Annotated in this window: 17 protein-coding genes; 7 read left to right on the top strand and 10 right to left on the bottom strand. The window is 58.8% G+C overall.

The window, feature by feature from the left end:
* Nucleotides 1-5: 5 nt before the first annotated feature.
* The 3 genes from ACP3TA_RS18005 to ACP3TA_RS17995 form a co-directional block, all read right to left on the bottom strand.
* Nucleotides 6-734 carry a thioesterase II family protein gene (locus ACP3TA_RS18005; protein ID WP_033643089.1) on the bottom strand — a complete coding sequence of 243 codons (729 nt, stop codon included), beginning with the start codon at nt 732-734 and terminating at the stop codon, nt 6-8.
* Nucleotides 731-2,335, bottom strand: a complete 1,605-nt coding sequence (locus tag ACP3TA_RS18000; protein WP_170853061.1) for an AMP-binding protein — start codon at nt 2,333-2,335, stop codon at nt 731-733. Before ACP3TA_RS18000 ends, ACP3TA_RS18005 begins: the two co-directional genes overlap by 4 nt.
* Before the next feature lie 300 nt (nt 2,336-2,635).
* Nucleotides 2,636-2,860 carry a hypothetical protein gene (locus tag ACP3TA_RS17995; protein WP_033643087.1) on the bottom strand — a complete coding sequence of 75 codons (225 nt, stop codon included), beginning with the start codon at nt 2,858-2,860 and terminating at the stop codon, nt 2,636-2,638.
* A gap of 137 nt (nt 2,861-2,997) precedes the next feature.
* On the opposite strand from ACP3TA_RS17995, the gene ACP3TA_RS17990 reads away from it, so the two are divergent.
* Nucleotides 2,998-5,139, top strand: a complete 2,142-nt coding sequence (locus ACP3TA_RS17990) for a TonB-dependent siderophore receptor (RefSeq protein ID WP_206195999.1) — start codon at nt 2,998-3,000, stop codon at nt 5,137-5,139.
* Nucleotides 5,139-6,278: an ABC transporter substrate-binding protein gene (locus ACP3TA_RS17985; protein ID WP_033643086.1), complete on the top strand. Its 1,140-nt coding sequence runs from the start codon at nt 5,139-5,141 to the stop codon at nt 6,276-6,278. The genes ACP3TA_RS17990 and ACP3TA_RS17985 overlap by 1 nt, the downstream gene beginning before the upstream one ends.
* Nucleotides 6,279-6,282: 4 nt before the next feature.
* Here ACP3TA_RS17985 and ACP3TA_RS17980 read toward each other — a convergent pair whose 3' ends face one another.
* On the bottom strand, nt 6,283-6,942 hold the full coding sequence (locus tag ACP3TA_RS17980) for a TetR/AcrR family transcriptional regulator (protein ID WP_228287377.1): 660 nt from the start codon (nt 6,940-6,942) through the stop codon (nt 6,283-6,285).
* A gap of 70 nt (nt 6,943-7,012) precedes the next feature.
* Here ACP3TA_RS17980 and ACP3TA_RS17975 point away from each other — a divergent pair, with 70 nt between their 5' ends.
* Together ACP3TA_RS17975 and ACP3TA_RS17970 are read left to right on the top strand one after the other, a co-directional pair.
* Nucleotides 7,013-8,611: an MFS transporter gene (locus tag ACP3TA_RS17975; protein ID WP_426784388.1), complete on the top strand. Its 1,599-nt coding sequence runs from the start codon at nt 7,013-7,015 to the stop codon at nt 8,609-8,611.
* A gap of 2 nt (nt 8,612-8,613) precedes the next feature.
* Nucleotides 8,614-9,999 carry an MmgE/PrpD family protein gene (locus ACP3TA_RS17970; RefSeq protein WP_206196001.1) on the top strand — a complete coding sequence of 462 codons (1,386 nt, stop codon included), beginning with the start codon at nt 8,614-8,616 and terminating at the stop codon, nt 9,997-9,999.
* Between the two features lie 45 nt (nt 10,000-10,044).
* On the opposite strand, the gene ACP3TA_RS17965 is transcribed toward ACP3TA_RS17970, so the two are convergent.
* Nucleotides 10,045-10,359: an ArsR/SmtB family transcription factor gene (locus ACP3TA_RS17965; protein ID WP_206196002.1), complete on the bottom strand. Its 315-nt coding sequence runs from the start codon at nt 10,357-10,359 to the stop codon at nt 10,045-10,047.
* A gap of 186 nt (nt 10,360-10,545) precedes the next feature.
* Between ACP3TA_RS17965 and ACP3TA_RS17960 the strand changes: the two genes are divergently transcribed.
* Both ACP3TA_RS17960 and ACP3TA_RS17955 read left to right on the top strand, forming a co-directional pair.
* A complete protein-coding gene (locus ACP3TA_RS17960; RefSeq protein WP_047026108.1) occupies nt 10,546-10,968 on the top strand; it encodes an MAPEG family protein in 423 nt (140 codons plus the stop codon).
* Nucleotides 10,965-11,321: a thioredoxin family protein gene (locus ACP3TA_RS17955; protein ID WP_050594418.1), complete on the top strand. Its 357-nt coding sequence runs from the start codon at nt 10,965-10,967 to the stop codon at nt 11,319-11,321. The genes ACP3TA_RS17960 and ACP3TA_RS17955 overlap by 4 nt, the downstream gene beginning before the upstream one ends.
* Here the strand turns inward: ACP3TA_RS17955 and ACP3TA_RS17950 are convergent.
* The 5 genes from ACP3TA_RS17950 to ACP3TA_RS17930 all read right to left on the bottom strand — a co-directional run bounded on the left by ACP3TA_RS17950 (nt 11,302) and on the right by ACP3TA_RS17930 (nt 17,784).
* Nucleotides 11,302-12,837 carry a phospholipase D family protein gene (locus ACP3TA_RS17950; RefSeq protein ID WP_160204300.1) on the bottom strand — a complete coding sequence of 512 codons (1,536 nt, stop codon included), beginning with the start codon at nt 12,835-12,837 and terminating at the stop codon, nt 11,302-11,304. The two genes, ACP3TA_RS17955 and ACP3TA_RS17950, sit on opposite strands and share 20 nt — an antisense overlap.
* A gap of 86 nt (nt 12,838-12,923) precedes the next feature.
* Nucleotides 12,924-13,715, bottom strand: coding sequence for an AraC family transcriptional regulator (locus tag ACP3TA_RS17945; RefSeq protein WP_149542430.1), 792 nt, complete (start codon nt 13,713-13,715; stop codon nt 12,924-12,926).
* 357 nt (nt 13,716-14,072) lie between these two features.
* Nucleotides 14,073-14,390 (bottom strand): cupin domain-containing protein, encoded by a 318-nt coding sequence (locus ACP3TA_RS17940; protein ID WP_033643078.1) that lies wholly within the window; start codon nt 14,388-14,390, stop codon nt 14,073-14,075.
* Between the two features lie 233 nt (nt 14,391-14,623).
* A complete protein-coding gene (locus ACP3TA_RS17935; protein WP_147880506.1) occupies nt 14,624-16,594 on the bottom strand; it encodes an FAD-dependent oxidoreductase in 1,971 nt (656 codons plus the stop codon).
* A 17-nt stretch (nt 16,595-16,611) separates the two neighbouring features.
* Nucleotides 16,612-17,784, bottom strand: a complete 1,173-nt coding sequence (locus ACP3TA_RS17930) for an MFS transporter (protein ID WP_241016106.1) — start codon at nt 17,782-17,784, stop codon at nt 16,612-16,614.
* Nucleotides 17,785-17,965: 181 nt separating this feature from the next.
* Here ACP3TA_RS17930 and ACP3TA_RS17925 point away from each other — a divergent pair, with 181 nt between their 5' ends.
* Nucleotides 17,966-18,835 (top strand): LysR substrate-binding domain-containing protein, encoded by an 870-nt coding sequence (locus tag ACP3TA_RS17925; RefSeq protein WP_033643077.1) that lies wholly within the window; start codon nt 17,966-17,968, stop codon nt 18,833-18,835.
* The last annotated feature ends 65 nt before the right edge of the window (nt 18,836-18,900 follow it).

Below are 18,900 nucleotides of genomic sequence, written 5' to 3'. Positions count from 1 at the left end.
CAGCGTTACCGGAGCAGCTGGCGGAGAAACGCAGCGGTGTCCTGCGCGAAATAAAAGTGATCGCCCGCGAGGAATTGCACCCGGCTGCCGGGGAGTTCTTTTTCCCACAGCGACAGCGCGGCGCGGCTAACCAACGGATCGTTATCGCCGCCCAAAATGCGTGGCTGCATGTCGGGCAAAGGTTCTGCGCTGAGCGCGCCCAACAGCTGTAGATCTTGCTGTATCAAGCGGGTGACAAGCGGGCGAGTGATCTCATCCAGCGACAGTGCGCCGCTGCTTTCACTGAATGTCAGGATGTCGCCCAACACCTCTTGCCGCAGGCTTTCCTGTTGAAGTATTTTCAGTTCAGAGGGGGCGCGCTGGGCCGACAACACGGCGTCGATGTTAAAACGCGACGCTTGTAATGCCGCGGCAACCTGCAGGGCAAACAGCGCGCCCATGCTATGACCGAAAATCACCACCGGCGCGATGCCCAGCGAAGAATGCAACGCATCAACGCAGCGCGTAATGGCTCGCTGCGCCGTTTCCCAAGCCGGCGCGTCTTGCGCGTCTTCTCGGCCGGGGTACTGCACGATGAACAGATCCACCTCGTCCGGCAGCAGATCACGCCAGTGCTGGTAGAACGCAACGCCGCCGCCGGCATGTGGAAATACGACCAATTGTTTGCTGACCGGTGAACTGCATGGGCGGCTGAGCCTCACCACGCAACCGAGAGACGTGCGCAATGGCGTCATGAGTTCAACCCCGCCGTATTTTTGACCGTCCGTTCCTGGCGCAGCATGTCGCGCAACGTCACGCGATCTATCTTGCCGATCCCTTTCATCGGAATGGTATCGATGACAATCAGCCGCTCCGGCGCCTTGAACGCCGCCAGCCCTTCTTTCTCAAAGAAGCGGCGCAATGCGCTGAGAGTCAGAGTGGTATCCGTGCTGGTGACAAACAGACAAGGCACCTCACCGTAGAGATCGTCCGGCATACCAACGCAGGCGGCTCGCACCACGGCAGGATGCTGTTCAGCCAACTCCTCTATCTCATTGGGACTGAATTTCTCTCCCCCGCGGTTGATCGAGTCGTTTACGCGGCCGTCGATGAAAATGTTGCCCGCGGCATCGACGTGCGCCAGGTCGCCGGTACGGTAGAAGCCGTCCGCCGTAAACGCGCTACGATTAGCCTGGGGATTTTGGTAATACTCGGTGAGCGTATAAGGGCCGCGGGTGATCAGTTCGCCTGATTTGCCCACGGGCAAAGGACGGCCGTTTTCGTCGACGATCAGCACTTCATCATGCGGGCTCAACGGCCGGCCCTGAGAGCTGAATCGCAGAGTGTCATCATCGTCAATCGAGTTAAAACACAGCAGCCCTTCGCTCATGCCATAGCACTGCTGCAGGGTAATGCCGAGGTTGCGGGAGGCGGAGGCCGCTAGCTCAGGCGTCACCCTGGCGCCACCCACCTGAACATGCCACAAAGACGTCAGGTCACGCGGCGTTTGCCGCTGCAGTTCGCTCCATTGAGACAGCAACGCAGGCACCAGCGTGGTGTGCGTCACGCCGCATTGCTCGATCACGTCCAACGCCGTTTCCGCCGACGGGGCGTCGGCGAGCGCAACGGCGCCGCCGCGGGAAAGCGTACCGAGTATACCGGGGCAATTGATGACAAACCCATGCGAAACCGGCATCGCGGCGAAATAGACCGAATGGCTGTCTAAAGCAAACACGTCACAGCCGCACTCGATCATATAGCTGTAGCCGCCATTTTTACGGGCAATCGCTTTAGGTAAACCGGTGGTGCCGCTCGAGAGCAACATGACGGCGGTATCCGACGGCGTCATGGTGGCGGCGTGAAGTGGCGGCGCGGGCGTCAAAGGCGAACAGAAATGTTGCAGGTTTAGGTAACGAGTGTCGTGCCCGGCGTCATCGTAGTCTTCGACCAATATCACATCGATATTGAGACCTTCGGCCAACAGCGTCTGCAAAGCGGCAAGTGGGTTATAGCGACGGGAACCTCGCTGCAGGGCAAATACTTTTGGCGCCGTCAGATGCAGAATGTGCCTCAGCTCTTTTTCTCGATAAGAGGGTAATATCGGCACCGGGATCGCACCGAGCATCAACGAAGAGAGCATGATGACAACCGCTTCACGGGTGTTGCGCAATTGATAGGCGATCCGATCGCCCTTCACCACGCCCAATTGACACAGCTTCAAAGCGGCTGAAGCCACCGCACCGTTCAGCCAGTCGTAAGTGTAAACCTCCCCGTGTTCAAAAAGCGCCGAGCGCTGTCCATGTTGTTGAAGGGCCAGCAATAAACGTTGGTTGATCGAATCCTCAACACTAACCATAGCGACTCCATAATGAGTTAACTCACTGTTTGACTGTTATCTTTCTCAATCACAATTCGTTAAACAAACAGCTTTCGGCACCTCGGTCAGGCGGCGCCATCACTTCTGTATTGGCTCAGAATGAAAAGCAAAACGGACTCAAAAACACTTCATTTTCTGGCCGACATCAAACACCATGACCGACCGTCAGTCAATTACCTTGGCGTTAATTATTTGTAGATCTTATGTTTCACCCCTATCATGTCGTTTTAATCTCCTTTATAAACAACACATTATAAATAATACTTTTTTTATACTTGCTTATGACATTTCAGAAATAAGCTGTTCTAATGAATAGTCTCGCCCTCCCCACAGCGATGGCGCGTTAACACAGCGGGCTTTCAGCAGGGCTTGCAATGCCACCGTTTCCGCCGAACTGAGTGCTAAATCTTGACGCAACTGCCAGCTGCCATCCGCCTCTTGCAGCACATCTTCAGGTACCCCCACCTCAGCCAACAGCGCCAACAAATCATCCAGAGTCTTCATAATGTTATCCAATCGTTAAATGGTATTGATAATTATTCATATTGACCGTCAGTCGGTCAATGAGTATTTTAACGCTTGCCTGAGATGACCAGACTCCCGCCCTCGCAGCGAGACTCTTACTTAAAGAGGGATTTTTTTTGAATAAATTCAACGGATTTCGCCTGCGGAAGGCTTATCTTTGCCCGTTATTGCTGGGCATGATGCCCTGCCTGACCCTGGCGGCCGATGAAGAGTCGATCTGGGTGGTCGCAGAGGGTTCCTCCTCAGACAATGCCCCACAGGGTTATGCCGCACAGCAAGCGACGGTGGCGACCAAAACCCGGTCACCGTTGGTCGACGTGCCGCAATTTGTCTCGGTGGTCAATCGCCAGCAAATGGACGTGCAGTCGGCCGACACGGTTAGCCAGGCGTTGCGCTACAGCGCCGGCGTTGCCGTGGAACGTTTCGGCGCTTTTTCCAGCGGCGTGGACTTCGCCAAAATGCGCGGTTTTGAGGCCGACTACTACCTGGATGGATTGCGCGTCATCGGCAATACCGGCATTTGGGGACCGCAAATTGAAACCTGGGGAGTGCAAAGCGTTGAAGTCTTGCATGGCCCTTCATCCTCGTTATACGGCCAGGGGGGCGCCGGCGGCGTAATTAATATGATTTCCCGACGCCCTTCCACCGCCGAGTCGAATCAGCTTAAATGGGATGTCGGCAATGACCGCTCGCACGCCCTCAGCCTCGATTCCACCGGCGCGCTGACCGATGACGAACGGTGGGTGTACCGCTTCGATGGCCTGGCGGCCACGCGCGGTTCGCAGATCGAAGACACCAGGCAAAAGCGCCTCTTTCTGGCGCCCGCAATCACCTGGCAACCCAATGATCGCACGCGCTGGACCGTGTTGGCTCACTATCTTCGCGAACCCCAATCAGGCTATTACAACACCCTTCCCGCCCAGGTTTTGGGGCTGTTGCCCAATCTGCACGGCAAGATAGATACCGATAGAAATTACAGCGATCCCGCGCACGAGCACTCGAGCCGTACGCAATACGATATGACCTCGCTGCTTGAATTCGAATTGAACGATCGCTGGCGCCTAAAGCAAAACCTGCGCTATTCCCACGTAGACTCGACGGTGCGGCGCGATTTTACGCGCGACATCACGCCGGACGAGGGACTTTTGACGGCGGTTTATCAGGACGCACCGAGTCAGGCGGACAGTATCGTGATGGATAATCAGGCCGAGACGTCATTCGTTACCGGCGCCATCGTCCATCAGGGGTTGGCCGGGATCGACTTTCAGGCCGGTAAATTGGATAAAGACTGGTGGGGATCGCAAACCGTGACGTTTGATCCCTGGTCCGAACAGTACCGCCCTTCATTCGAACCTATCCCGGTTTCACGCACGTCGACAACGCAACGCTTCCAGCGCACGGGCTTATACGGACAGGACGAAGCCAGCTGGCGCGGATGGCATTTGTTGTTGGGCGGCCGTCATGACTGGTCACGCATGCGTACCAGTGACAATCTGGCCCATACTCAAACGCAAACCAATGACGCAGCCTGGAGCTATCGCGCCGGGTTGAGCTACCCGTTCGACAATGGCCTGGCGCCGTGGGCCAGCGTCTCTACCGCCTTCGATCCGTTGACCGGCACAAACGCTCAAGGCACGCCGTTCAAGCCAACCCATTCCACTCAGTATGAGATGGGGATGAAACTGCAGCCTCCCGGCAGCGCAACGATGACCAGCCTGGCGGTCTACCAACTGACGCAGCGCGATGTGAACACCATCGATCCCCTTAATCCCAGTTATTACACCCAAACGGGTAAAGTGCGTTCTCGCGGCGTGGAGCTGGAATCACGGGCGGCGGTGACCGATAACCTTAATCTGATGCTGTCCTATGCCTGGGTCAACAACGTCGTGACGGAGGCTAACGATAGCACGCAGGGGAAACATCCGGTGGGGGTTCCGGCGCAGACCGGCTCGATGTGGCTGGACTATCGCTTTACTAAAGGGCCGCTGCAGGGGCTGCTGATCGGTGGCGGTACCCGCTACCTGGGGGCCAGTTGGGGAGATGGCGCCAACACCTTCAAAGTGCCCGCCGTTTGGCTCGGCGATATGACCGTCCGCTATACGCCGGGTGCCTGGGATCCTCGTCTGTATAATCTGGAGCTGGGATTGACGGTCAACAACCTGACCAACAAATCTTACATCGCCAGTTGCACCAGTGCGCCTTACTGCAGCATCGGCATCGAACGCCGCATCATCGGTTCGATAAGCTGGTATTTCTGATGCACAGACGACGTTTTCTTCAGGCGGCCGCTTTGCTGGCACTTTCTTCGCCTTCACGCTCTCTGCGCGCCCAGGCTGATACACAGATCGTGACCGATATCGTCGGGCGTACGGTGACTTTACGCTATCCTCTGCGGCGTATTTTCCTGGCGGAAGGCAACCTGTTTTATACCGTTGCGGCGCTCAACCCACGCGCGCCGATGGAAAAACTGGTGGGTTGGCGAGACAATTTCCGCACCGCCGACCTGGACAGCTACCGGCTGTATCTGCGCTATTTTCCCGAACTGGCCAAGCTGCCGGCCTTCGCCGGCGTGCAGCAAATGCAATTCGATCTGGAAAGGTTGATCGCTTTGCGGCCCGAAGCCATGTTGCTCAACGCGAATACGCGTTCTGTGCTGGAAACGAGCGGCCTGATGGCTAAGCTTACGGCGGCGAATATCCCCGTGGTGTTTGTCGATATGAGCATCGGCCTGATGAACAACAGCGCCAGAAGCATCGCCATCATGGGGCAGCTGTTTGATAATCCGCAAAGTGCACATAGCCTGATTCGCTTCCGCCAGCGTCATCTCGATACGATCCGCGACACGCTGATGAAACGGGCTCCGCCGCGCCCACGCATAATGATGGAGCGCGCCGCCGGATTATACGAGGATTGCTGCCTGTCTTGGGGCAATGGCAACTACGGCGAGATGGTGGATAGCGCAGGAGGATTCAATTTGGCTCAGACGCATATTCACGGCGTTTACGGCGCATTGAGTCAGGAAACGGTGATCGCTTCCCGGCCCGATAAGATCGTCGTGACCGGCAGCAACTGGAGTCATTACTCGCCCCACGGTGACTGGATCAACCTTGGGCCAGGCGCAGATTTGACGCTGGCAAAAACGCGGCTGGAAAAATTGATGCGACGCCCGGCTTATCGCACCCTGGCCGCGGCAAAGAACGGACAGGCGTACGCCATCTGGCACCCGTTTTACGATCACCCTTTTAATTTCGTCGCGATCGAACGTCTGGCCACTTGGTTCCATCCGTCGCTGTTCGCCGGCGTTGATCCCGAAGCGACTTTTGCTGAACTCTTCGCCCGCTTTCTTCCCATTCCGTATCAGCCCGGTTACTGGGTGTCGCTCAAGGCGGCGCCGTAAACGATCAGCGACATCCCAGCAAACGCATGAATTCCTGCGCCAGCGCGGGCCCCAGCCCTTGGCGGTCGGCGTCGGGGTTGACCATGACGTCATCCACGGCACCATGCATGCCGTGATACATCAAGATGGCGGTCAGATGCGGATTCTCCAGACGCCAGGCGCCCGCCGCTGCGCCATCGTTTAAAATCGTCAGGATCTGCTCCAGCACGGCATCACGATCCTGATTGCCTCGGGTATGATAATGATGATCGTGATACAACGCATCGTGCAGTTCCATGCCTTCAAAATAGGTCGCCACGCCGGCATCACACCAGGCTCTCAGACGCGCCAACCAGTCATCCGGCGCGCATTCATCGATAGCCAGCTGAATTTTTTCGATAAAGTGATTGGTGAAACGTATACGTAAAGCGGACAACATTTCATTTTTGGACGGAAAATAGTGGTAGAAGGTCCCTTTGGCGACGTTGGCGTCGCGGACGATATCGCTGATGGTGGTCGCTTCAAACCCTTTTTCGATAAACAGCTTCTGCGCCGCATCCATCAATTCATCCAAGCGCACTTCCGCCGGTTTGGTTCGAGGCTGTGTTTCTTTCATCTTCTCTTTTGTCTTCATATCAACATCCACTAGGAGTCCAGCGGCCATCGTAACCAATGTTGTTGCCATTGACCAGCCGGCCTATCTCAGTGAAATCAATATTTACGCTCCATTGACCGACGGTCAGTCATAATATAGGATGAGAATAGTTTTCACTTTCACCCCCATCTCAATAAGGAGCCCCACTATGTCCGGTATGCGCAGGATTTCGCTCGTTGCCGCCATCTGTCTGGGTACATTTATGGCGTCGCTTGATATCAGCATTGTCAATGTGGCGCTGCCCACGATGCTGGAATCGCTGCAAACCGACATGTCGGGCCTGCAGTGGGTCGTTGACGCCTATGCCCTTTGCCTTTCCGCGTTAATCCTTTCTTCCGGTCCGCTGGGCGATAGATTTGGCCGCAAGCGTATTTGGCTGTACGGCGTTGCATTGTTTACCGTCGGTTCGCTCGTTTGCGCATTCGCCTCCTCTCTCGGCATGCTGCTGACGGGCCGGGTGATACAAGGGATCGCCGGCGCAGCCGTTATCCCTGGGGCATTGTCGTTATTGACTCATGCTTTTCCGGAGGAACAGTTGCGCACCCGCGCGATCGGGATCTGGTCTTCGGTCAATGCCCTTTCGCTGGTGATTGGCCCGGTTTTGGGCGGCTTGCTGGTGCATACCACCGGTTGGCCAGGCATCTTCTGGATCAACATTCCGGTCGGGATCGTCGCGTTGATATTGGGCGGTTGGGGGCTGCGAGAAAGCTCGCATCCTGAGCACGCTGCGCTTGACCCGCTGGGGCAAGGGTTGAGCATCTTGTGGCTTGGCGCGCTGACCTACGGGCTGATTGCCGCCGGAGAATTCGGTTGGCACAGTGTGCAATCGCGTTTTCCGTTGTACGCCGCCCTGGCGCTGTTGGCGCTGTTTCTCTGGGTGGAAACGCGGGTCAAACGCCCCTTGCTGCAGCTGAGCCTGTTTCGCAACGCCGATTTTAGCGGCTATAACCTCGCCTCTTTTGTACTCGGTTTTTCCGCTTACAGCAGCGTCTTCTTCGTCTCGCTATTTCTGCAACAGGCCCAGGGCTGGAGCCCCGCCGACACCGGTTGGCGCATGGCGCCGGAATTTCTCGCCATGGCGCTGGCCGCTTCCGGTTTTGGCCGCCTGTCCGCCAAACTGAGCGTGAACTCGCTGATGATCGTCGGTTATGGCCTGATGGGCGTTGCCCTGCTGTTGCTGACGCAGCTGCACGCCGATTCGCCTTACGCTCTGGTGGCGCTCTATTTGGCCCTGCTCGGTTTCGGCATGGGGCTGTCCATGCCGGCGACAAGCGCCTTGGTGATGCGCACCGTTGCGCCGCAACGTTCCGGGATGGCGTCGGCAACGATGAACGCGCTGCGACAAACCGGCATGACGCTGGGCATCGCCTTGCTGGGCACGCTGATGAGCATGAAAGCGGTGACCACCTTGACTGCGGCTTTGCAAACGCAAGGCGTGGAACAGGCCGCCGCAATCGCCCGGACGGCGGTCATCGAACAACAGCAAACGGCCGTTGATGCATTGAGCGCGAGCCGCATGCAAGCGCTGACGCACAGCGCCTTCGCCGATGGTTTCGGGATCGCCATGCTGTGTGCCGGATTACTCAGCATCGTGATGACCGTGTGGCTGCTGATCATGCTGCATCCGCGTTTCCGTCTGCATCCTCAGGCCGGAAACGCCGTGCTGAACAAGTCACCTGAACGACTGAACGAGGAATGAACATGACAAAATTATCGGTCGACCCGATCGAAGAATTGATCGCTTTCGCTTCGCAGGTAGATGCGTGCATGATTCCCCCCGCCGTCCTGGCATTCCAGTGTAAACGGCTCATGGATAATCTTGGCTGTCTCGCCGCCGGCTACGATCAAAGCGGCGTTGACGCGGCGCTGTCGCTGGCCAGACGCTGGAGCGGCAACGCCGAAGCCAGCATTATCGGCAGCGAAGAGCGGCTCGCCGCGCCGCAGGCGGCGTTTGTCAACGCCGTACGCGCTCGCGCGCTCGATTATTGCGACGTGCTTTCTCCTGGCTGGCACCCCAGCTCCTCGGATATTCCTGTGGCCTTGGCGGCTGCGGAACTGTCGGGTGCTTCCGGCCTCGACACCTTGGCTGCGTTGGCCGTTGGGCAAGACTTCGCTCAACGCATCAACCTCGCCGCGCAGGCGAACGGCTTTTTCTACCGCGGATTCGACTCGAACATCCTCGGCCTATTTTCCGGCGCAGCGATCGCCGCCCGCCTGTTGCGCCTGGACCTGCACGCCTTTACCGACGCTATCGGCCTGGCTTTCGATTTTGGCATCGGCACCTTCCAACACTACCAGGACAAGACGCTGGCGGTACGTATCAGCCAGGGATTGGTGGCTCGCCATGCGCTGGAAGCGGTTTTAATGGCGCAGGCTGGAATAAGTGGCCCTAAACGCGTCCTGAGCGGCGAGAACGGATTTTTCAATCTCTATGCCCCGGGCGAACCCGACCTGGGATTGCTGACCCACCAATTGGGCTCCGCCTTTCTGGGTGAAGAAGCGACCTGTTTCAAACTCTACCCGCACTGCAGCATTCTGCTGGCGCTGACCGAAGCGCTGTTGAACGACGGCCCGCATCGGCAGTTGTCCAATCCCGCACGGGCGAAGATCACTCTGCATGCCTCGCCGACCATGCGCATGGTCTGCGGCGCGCCATACGAGCCGCAGAAAACGGCCGAAATCGATGCGCAGTTCAGCGCGCGTTACATCATCGCCAATGCGCTGCTGCGCGGCCAGGCCAGCGCACGTGAATTCAGCGCGGCTTCAGCGACAGAACCTACGGTCGTTGCTCTGGCGCAGCGTATCGAAGTTCATGAACAACATGCCTTCGATAGGTTTGACCGCTTCGAACTACACATCACGCCGGAGCAGGGTGATACGCTGCGGCTCGAGGCCGAGTTTGGCCGCGGCTGGCCGGAGAATCCGGCCGACATGCAGGATATTCGTGAGAAATTTCTTCACTGCTGTGCGCAATCACCCAGTGAGGGATTACGCCTCAATGCGCGAAAACTGATGGCCTGCATCGAGAATCTGGTCGAAGCGCCTTCGTTACAAGCCTTGTTGGCCGCAACGCGAGAAGTGCGCTAGTCCCGACGCACTCCGCCGGCGTCAAAGCGGCGATCGCCGGCCCCCTCACTTCGGCGCGTAAATCTCTCTGAGCGTGGCGATCACTTTCGCCACGTTTGGGTCATCGATGCGGTAAAACAGGGTTTGCGCTTCGCGTCGGTACATTACCAGACCTTCATTGCGCATTTTCGCCAGGTGCTGCGACAGCGCCGATTGGCTGAGCGGCACCAACTGTTGTAGCTCCCCCACGGCGATCTCATCGTGTTTCAATAGCAGGCAAAGCACCAGCAAACGGTGTTCGTTGCCTATCGCTTTCAACAGCCTGGCGGCTTCAATCGCCCCTTCATTCAAAAAGGGATCCTGCTTAGCTTTTGCATTCATGGTCAATCACGGCCCCGTCATCATTCAGCCGCATTATAGCGGCTTTCAGGCGCCGGCACAGCATTACATTAGCATCTATTAAATTAGATATTGCTAATTTATACAATTCTAATATAGCCTTGTATTCAAGCCGAGCGGCTCTCCCTGAGGCCGCAGGCTCTTTCCCAACACAAGTGAGAATGCGTTATGAATATGCCAACCCTGGTGTTGCTGGCGTTTGCCGGCTGGACATTATTGATTCTATTCGGCACCGTCGGCGTTTATCGCTGGTCCCGAATTTTAACCGGCCGCGCCACGGTCAGCGAATGGCAAGCGAACAAACCGCAGGGCAGCGATGGCTACCAGCGCGCCATTGCGGCGCATCGCAACTGCATTGAAAATTTGCCGGTTTATACCGCCCTCGTTGTGGCGATAGCCGTATTTCAGGTGGAAAGCACGACGCTGAATGTCTTGTCTCTGGTCCTGCTCGGCGCGCGCATGGCGCAGAGTCTGGTTCACATCGGTTTCGAGCAGACGGAGAAAGTCGCCACCTGGCGCTTCGCTTTCTTTTTCACGCAAATCGTCACGATGATTTGGATGGGGATAGAGATCGTCAGGAGCCTGCCATGACGATCACGAACCTGGCAGAGCCCCATGAGGTGACCCGTTTCCTCTATGACGCAGACAAACCCGAGGGGCAGCGGGCCATCCTCTACTTTTCCGCCTCCTGGTGCCGCCCTTGTCAGAATATGCAGGGGATCGTTGAACAGCTGCACCGTCACGCCAACGAGATCGCCTTCGGCCGCATTGACGTCGCGCAGGCGCCGACGGTCGCCCCTGCGTTCGGCATCAAGTCCGTGCCCTCCCTCGCCCTGTTTGAGGATGCGCGCCTCATCGCAATCATCGCGGGCGAGGTTCCCTTGCAACGGCTGTTACACCGGGTGGCGACAGCCTTCGCCGGCGTTACAGCATCCACTCGATAGGCAGCCAGCCGGCCACGGTAAGAACGATGCGTTTTACCCAGCCGGCGCCGGGTTCTTGCTGGTGCACCTGGGTGTGGCCGTCTTCGAAGGCTTCTTTCCACACCATTTTGCCTTCGGGTGTCAATACCGGCCGATAGGCGGCGTATTCGAGCGGGCCATCAAACAGTTGGCGGGTGTCGGCCGCCAGCGACGGGCTATCGATCAAGAATCCCATTTCGCAGTTCAGGTGCGCCGAGCGCGGATCGAAATTGAACGAGCCGATAAACACCCGTTTGTCATCGATGGCGAAGGTTTTAGCATGCAGCGCCGCACCGGACAGCCCCAGCGGCTTGAGTTCCTTGCGCCCCGTCGGTTGCCCGGCGCGCAGCTTCAGCTCGAACAGCTCGACGCCCGCCTGCAGCAGCTCACGCCGGTATTTGGCGTAGCCGGCGTGGACCACCAGCACGTCGGTGGTGTTCATCGCGTTGGTCAGTACGCGGATGGATTTTCCCTGCTTGGCAAGCGATTCAAAGAAGGTTGCCCCTTCCCGCCCCGGCACGAAATAGGCGGAGACCAGATCCAATTGCCGGCTGACGCCGCCGATGATCTTGCCCAGCTGCGTCACCATCAAGCGATCGCGCGACGCTTTGCCCAATCCCTTCGCCGGATCGTCGGCCACCAGCTCTACCTGGGTGAATTCCGGCTGCACGGCGCCATCACGAAAGCGCACCGCACTGGTTTCCAGCTGCACCGCCAATTTACGGGCGCGCTCGCTGGTTTCGGTTGCGGCAGCCTGCGTCAGGAATGCCGAGAGGTTGCCCTGGCCCCGGATAATTTGCTCAACGCCGAATACCGAGGCGCTGTTCCAGTAGCGATCGAAGACATCGGCGGTCTCCGCCACCACGCTGCCGACGCTCAACACGTCGAGATCGAGGAAATAGTTCTCGTCGCCGACCTGGAAATACTCATCGCCAATGTTGCGGCCGCCGATGATCGCCACGGCGCCGTCGACGATGTAGGACTTGTTATGCATACGCCGGTTCATGCGCATAAAGTCGAAGGCGTAACCGGCCAGCTTCGGCGTACGTACGGTAGACGGGTTGAACAGACGGATCTCGACGTTTTTCTGCGCGTTCAGCGCCGCCAGCGTCTCATCCATGGCGACGCCGTTATCGTCCAGCAGCAGCCGCACACGCACGCCGCGTTGGGCCGCGTCATACAGGGTTTTCAGCAGGATCTGCCCGGAGGTGTCGTTATGCCAGATATAGTACTGGGCATCGATCGACCTTTCCGCCATCCGCGCCAACGCCAGGCGGCTGGCGAACGCATCGTGGCCGCTGACCAGCGGCACCACACCGCTCAGGCCGGGATGCGCCGCCATCTGTTCGGCGGCCCGCGCCGGCAATAGCGCGGCAGGATCCGCCGGCAATGCCGCCTGCGGCAGACGCTGCGAAATATCCGGCAAACGAAAGATGACTCTTGCCGCAATAATGGCGATCGTCACGGCGATAATCAGGTACACGACAATTTTTATCACGGGAAGCGGCCTCGGAGGTTGACTGCTTTGCTTTATACGTCATTAGGTTGCTTCAATCTATAGGAGAAGCGCGCTCTGCAATACGGCTATAGCGTAAAGCGCGAAGGCGAAACGCCAAACAGTTTTTTAAACGCCACCGAATAGGCGCTGTGGCTCTCATAACCGCTTTCGAAAGCGGCGTGTATGATGGAGTGGCCGGCCAACAGCAGCGGAATGGACGACAGCAGCCGCAGACGCTGTTTCCACTGGCCAAAGGTGATGCCGGTTTGTTGAGTAAAGTGACGCTGGAAGGTTTTCGCGCTGATCGACAGTGAATCCGCCCAGATCTCAATGCCGCGATCGTCGGACGGCATGATAACCAACTGCCGGCAAATGTCGGCCATTCTCGCTTCCATCGGCCAGGGGAGATGCAGCGCCAGCTGCGGCTGCAGGCTCAGTTCCTCGAGGAACAGCGCTCTGAGCAGCGCGTGGCGTTTGGTTTCCTCGCCCTCGGGCGCCAGCGTCGCCAATTGGGCGATCAGCTCCCGCAGCAGCGGTGACACCTGCAAAACGCCGTCGCGCAACGGCAACCGCGCGGCGGTGAATTCATCGACAAAAATCCCGTAAACGCAGATATTGCTCTGCATGACCAGTTGATGCTCCACCCCCGGCCGCAGCCAGACTGCGGTGGTTGGCGGCACGATCCAGCGCCCGCTGCCCGCCTCGACCGCCATCACTCCCTGTTGCGAATAGAGCAAATGGCAACGTTTATGCGAGTGGAAAGGAACGACAAAGCCTGCCGGATAGTGTTTCACCAGCCCTGTCACCTCGAACGAGGAATTCTCGTGGCTGCTCAGGTTGATGCGTTTCGTTTCGGCGTTGTCGACTTCGAATCCCATGGTCGTTTGTCCCTTTTGATAACGCGAATGTCTTTTATTTGATAGAGAGGCCGCATGATCCTCCATATAGTGACGTTCTCGCAAGCCACACCAGGGGCCTTATGCGAATAAACTCACTATGACACCCACATTTCATCGTTCTGCGTGGTAACGGGGCGATGACATTGTGCATGCGCTGCACAATGGCGGCAACGTTGCGGGGGCGACGGAGGCCGAAAGTGATGGAAAGGGAAAGCGCGGTGGATTGAATCAGGAGGTTTATGCCTAGTCAGCAGGTAGCTTAGCCTGGGGGGCGGCTCAATGCTGAAGGGATAGGGAGAGCGCCTAGGCTCTCCGCTATCCCTTCTTGTCAATACGTCAACGGGCCAGTTCGGCGCCGTCCAGCTCGGAAATCGCCAGACAAATCACTTCCGTTATGGCCTCTACCGTATAGGCGGTATTGGCAGGAATGATTAACATCTCATGAGGTTGCAGCGTCTGATCGTCAACCTTCAGTTCACCGCTCAGCACCATCAGTTTCACCCATCCCGGATGAAAACGCGCCGGTTGTCGGCTGCCCGCATCCAACTTCAGCAACGCCGTATGGCCCGGCGTCTCCCGTTTCAAAATATGAAAGCGCACCCCATCGTAAGGCATGTTTTCGTAATGCAGTGACGCCAGTGTTCTCTTATGCATGGTAAGTGTCCTCGTGACCTGTGAGTAGCTGCTCCGCCTTCGGTCGCCGTAAAAACGTTTGGCGGCTGTCCCTACCGAAAGCACCGTCTCGCAGCCTCTTGGCGAACGGATTAACTGTCGTGCTTGCAGCGGCCCGTACGGCCACCGCTTCATGCCTAACCTGCCTCAGGCATGCTAATAAATATATAAGAGCCTCGCCAACGGCGCAAAAAACCACTGCAACGTTGAGCGCATTACGGTGTTAATCCGTAGTCGGAAAGATTATCCAGCAGCCCGATCAGAGAGAAGAACAGCGCCGTTTGCCGAGGATCGCGCCAGCCATCGGCAAAGTCCGCCATCAGCCACAGGACTTCATCGAGAAACAAATGCTCTACCGCCTGATGCCAGCTTTGCACTTCGCCGGCCGTCAACGCGACAGACTCACCGTACCCCGTCAAAAACAGCCGCCATTCCCGTACGGTGAACACGCGGTCGGGCGCCGAGTCCAGCGCGTTGTGGAACAGCAGCAGGACCAGCGCCAGATCGAACACGCGCGGCAAAAACAGCGCGTTATCGGGGTCGATCAGCACTGGCCTATCCTGCGCGACATAAATCAGATTATCGGCTTTAAAGTCATAGGGCGTTTCCACGCAAGGGAGATCCCGTGCGCTAAGCGCCGTCTGCCGCCCGGCAATCTGCAGCATACGCGTTTTTAGCGCCTCGATGTCGAGCGTCAGCCCCTGGCTTGCCGCATGACTGGCGATCTCGTCCAGATCCGCTGAGATATCGTCTTCAGTCAGTGCATACTCGTCATAAACCGCCAGCCCGGCGTTATTGTCTGCCGAAGATAACGCGTGGATCCTTCCCAACAGCCTGCCCGCCGCGATAATCTGCTCATCGCGGCCCGCATATTTTTCTCCCGCCACAAAGGGATAAACCACCCACATACTGCCCGCTATCTCTTGCGGACAGGCCGTCGGCGCCACGACGTCAACGCCCTGACGATGCAACGCGGTGAGATACGCCGCCAGCGCCTGGGCTTCGCCCGACGTCGGACGGGTGCGCTTCAGGACGTGCTCCCCTATCTTATAAACCGGCGCATAGGGATAAAGACTGAGCGGCGGCTGCGCGGTATCCAGCGCGAACCGACCGGCAATCGCGATGATATCCCCCCCTTCACCCCCATCATCAATAAATCGCGCCGGGCGGTAACCGTGAGGAATGGCGGGATTAACGCCGTGCAACAGCTCGTCGCTGACCAGCCGACCCAACGTCGGAGCGCACATCACGGCCGGATGCATCACCGCCACATAGAGACAGGTGGCGCCCAGCGGCCCGAGGATGGGATAACCGTCGCGCGGCCTGGGGCGCAGCCCCAGCGAACACGCCTGCAGTTGCAATGGCGCCGAGCCGTGCAGGCGGTTTTGAATCGCCGATCGCGCGTCCTCTTCCACGCGTTTGACATCGCCGCCCGCAGGATAATCCTCCGCCGCGAGCAGATCGCCATTTTGCGCATGACGCGCTTCGATGTCGTCGCCCGCAATCAGCGTGTTCACCGCCTGCGCCGCCGCGTGATAGCGCAACAAAATTGCCGGCGACGCCTCGATCGGCAACGAGAATTCGCTGCCGTCCAGCAGCGCCGAGATCCCCGTACCGCAGGCGAGCACTACCCGTTCGGCGGCGATCGCGCCCTCCCCGGTAACGATGCCGGTTATCTGACCACCGGCCTCGCGCAGAAATCCGCTGACCGCACGTCCCAGAAGCAACTCGCCGCCCAACGCGCCTACCCGTTCGAGCAGCCGCTGTGTCACTTCTTGCGGATCGACCGCGCCATCGCGCGCCGCAAAATAGGCCTGGCTATCGGGCAGCCCGAGCGCCGGCTCCAGCGCCATCACCTCGGCGGAGGACAGACGCCGATTGTCGGGGTTTTGCGTCGCCGGCGCCTGACCATAGCTGAGCGCGCCGGACCAATTCACCCACAATTCCGGGATCTCCTGCGTCAGCCGCACCCAGTCAGCCACGATCTCGCGCCGCAGAAACGCATCGGGAGCGCCCTCTGGCACGCCTTCGCTGATCCAGCCGAACGAGCTGCCTGTGGCCCCCGCCGCGGGATGCGCCTGCTCAACGACGATAACGCGCTGCCCCTGACGCGTGAGATGATAGGCGATCGATGCCCCGACAATCCCGGCGCCCACGATAACAATGCGTGATGATGTTCCATTCATTTAATGATGTCCGTACCTCATTTCAAATGTTGTCGCCAAAGCAAGCAGGCCGCCAGACAGGCTACCCCGCCGCCGCAGGCCAATACGGCATAAGACGCGCCCCAACTGTGGGTGGTATCCATCACCACGCCAAAGGAGAAAGGGGCGAACGAACCGATGCCGAACCCCAGCAACGATCGCCAGCCCATCACGCTGCCGAGCTGTTGCGGCGGTACGTTGTCCGCCATCGCGGCCGACAGCACGCCGGAGTCGCCGAGAATAAAGAAACTGCCGATGCTGACGAGCAGCAGCGTCCAGCCCGGCCCCCAGTTCGCCGACCCTCCCATCAGCAGCGAACCCAACGCGCCGGCGGCGCCCATAAACATCAGCACCGACGCGCGATTGAAATAGTCGGAAACGGTGCCGACAATCAGCGTGGCGATCATGCCGGCCAGGTGGATCACCGCCGCGACGATCAATCCGGCGCTGAGCGGATCCAGAGAGAAACCGCTCAACGCCTCGCTGACCAGGCTGGGCGCCCAGGCCCAGTTGCCGAGCAGTTCCCAGCTGTGGGCGATATACCCGATCAGCAACAGCAGGGTCGCATAGGTGATAGCATAGCTCTCACGTTTCGTCTTCCTCCCAAGCGTGCGCGGCTGCGGTTCCCGATAACCGACCAGGGCCAACGATCCCGCCAGCGCTCCCAGTAACGCACCGGCGGCGCACAGAGAAAACGCCACGCCGGCGCCCCAGCGCATGGCGCTCCAACCGGCGATGAAAACCGACAGAAAATACCCCAACGAACTGGCCGCCAGCACCATGCCGATGGCATAACCGCGCCGCGCCGGACCGTTCATCCCCATCGCCAACAGCAGCGCCGGCGTATAAGCCCCGCCCTGCGTCAAACCGACGAAGGCCATCAACACCAACGCGCTGAGATAAGAATGGGCAAATACGGCGAACAGCATCAACGCAGCGGCGCCCAGCCAGGAGAACAGCAGATAAACCCGGCGGGCGCCCAACGAATCACACCACCAGGAGGCCACCAGCAACGCCAGGGCGTTGGTCAGGCTGAACACCGTCTGCACTGTGCCGGCCGAAGCGGCGTCGAGCTGCCACTCGCTCCTGATGGTCGGCAGCGCGCCGGCGAACATCATGGTGCCCAGACACAGACCCGCCCGGCTCACGCAAAGCAGATAAAAAGTCCGCATTTCAGCGCCGCCTCCCTGCCAACCGCAGGGGGAGAATAACGCCATTAACACGCATGACCGATAGCCAAAAGATCCGCATCATAAACTCAGCAATCAGAAGGAGATGCCTCATCATAGTGAGCAAAATCAAAGGCTGACAAACGATCTTTCTTCCCCCATTTGGTTGAGCTAGACTCAACCTATGAAAAAAATCCACTCCCTGCCGCACCTGTCCGCTTTCGAAGCCGCCGCCCGTCTCGGCAGCTTCAGCGCCGCTGCGGATGAGCTGTTTCTCACCACCGGCGCGGTCAGCCGCCATATTCGCAGTCTCGAAGCACAGCTGGGGATCACGCTGTTTTATCGCGGACACAAATCCGTGCGGCTGACGCAGGCCGGTGAGAACTTTTCCCGCACCGCGTCCCGGGTCATCGGCGAACTGTTTGCTGCGGAGAGCGCGCTGAAAGCGAGCGCCGGCCAGCAGCGGCTGGTGGTGCACAGCCTGCCGACGTTCACCATGCACTGGCTGATGCCGAAGCTGGCGGCATTCAATGAGCGTCATCCGGGGGTCGCGATTGATATCACCACCGGCATCGGCGCCGTCGATCGCAATACGCCGTTTGACGTGGCGATCCGGCGCGATCCCGCGCACTTCTCCGGGCTGAAAGCGATCCCTTTCCTGCAGGAAGACAGCCTGCTGGTCTGCAGCCAGAGCTATCTGCACGCCAGACCGGTCATTGCGCCGGACACGCTTGGCGAGCATACCGCCATCCGCATCCGTGCACGGGAAGATTTGTGGCGCAGCTGGCTGAATGCTTATCCGACGGCGCTGGACGCTTCGCCGCCGCCGCTCACGCTCGATCATACCTTCGCCGCCATTCAGGCGGCTGAAGACGGCCTGGGGCTGGCCGTTGTGCCTTATTTGTTCTGCGCCAAACACCTGTCGTCCGGCCGACTGGTGTCGCCTTTCCCGACGCTGACCATCCGAACCGGCGTCTATTCTCTGCTGCTGCGCGACCGGGACGATGACGTCGTGAGAACATTCGCCGCCTGGCTGCGCACTTACCAGGCCTGACCGGGTGACGACATTGACGGACAGTCATGGCCTGCGCCTGGGTGAGAATCGCCGGCGATTTCCGG

This window comes from Serratia sp. 2C06 (assembly GCF_050037615.1).
Taxonomy (GTDB): domain Bacteria; phylum Pseudomonadota; class Gammaproteobacteria; order Enterobacterales; family Enterobacteriaceae; genus Serratia; species Serratia ureilytica.
Note: the sequence above shows the minus strand (reverse complement) of the source record. Positions and strands in the feature narration are given on the sequence as shown.

Bases quoted from the DNA above. Each gene is read 5' to 3' on its own strand.
- ACP3TA_RS18005 (WP_033643089.1), bottom strand. From the start codon at position 734: ATGACGCCATTGCGCACGTCTCTCGGTTGCGTGGTGAGGCTCAGCCGC.
- ACP3TA_RS18000 (WP_170853061.1), bottom strand. From the start codon at position 2,335: ATGGTTAGTGTTGAGGATTCGATCAACCAACGTTTATTGCTGGCCCTT.
- ACP3TA_RS17995 (WP_033643087.1), bottom strand. From the start codon at position 2,860: ATGAAGACTCTGGATGATTTGTTGGCGCTGTTGGCTGAGGTGGGGGTA.
- ACP3TA_RS17985 (WP_033643086.1), top strand. From the start codon at position 5,139: ATGCACAGACGACGTTTTCTTCAGGCGGCCGCTTTGCTGGCACTTTCT.
- ACP3TA_RS17980 (WP_228287377.1), bottom strand. From the start codon at position 6,942: ATGGCAACAACATTGGTTACGATGGCCGCTGGACTCCTAGTGGATGTT.
- ACP3TA_RS17975 (WP_426784388.1), top strand. From the start codon at position 7,013: ATGAGAATAGTTTTCACTTTCACCCCCATCTCAATAAGGAGCCCCACT.
- ACP3TA_RS17970 (WP_206196001.1), top strand. From the start codon at position 8,614: ATGACAAAATTATCGGTCGACCCGATCGAAGAATTGATCGCTTTCGCT.
- ACP3TA_RS17965 (WP_206196002.1), bottom strand. From the start codon at position 10,359: ATGAATGCAAAAGCTAAGCAGGATCCCTTTTTGAATGAAGGGGCGATT.
- ACP3TA_RS17960 (WP_047026108.1), top strand. From the start codon at position 10,546: ATGAATATGCCAACCCTGGTGTTGCTGGCGTTTGCCGGCTGGACATTA.
- ACP3TA_RS17955 (WP_050594418.1), top strand. From the start codon at position 10,965: ATGACGATCACGAACCTGGCAGAGCCCCATGAGGTGACCCGTTTCCTC.
- ACP3TA_RS17945 (WP_149542430.1), bottom strand. From the start codon at position 13,715: ATGGGATTCGAAGTCGACAACGCCGAAACGAAACGCATCAACCTGAGC.
- ACP3TA_RS17940 (WP_033643078.1), bottom strand. From the start codon at position 14,390: ATGCATAAGAGAACACTGGCGTCACTGCATTACGAAAACATGCCTTAC.
- ACP3TA_RS17935 (WP_147880506.1), bottom strand. From the start codon at position 16,594: ATGAATGGAACATCATCACGCATTGTTATCGTGGGCGCCGGGATTGTC.
- ACP3TA_RS17930 (WP_241016106.1), bottom strand. From the start codon at position 17,784: ATGCGGACTTTTTATCTGCTTTGCGTGAGCCGGGCGGGTCTGTGTCTG.
- ACP3TA_RS17925 (WP_033643077.1), top strand. From the start codon at position 17,966: ATGAAAAAAATCCACTCCCTGCCGCACCTGTCCGCTTTCGAAGCCGCC.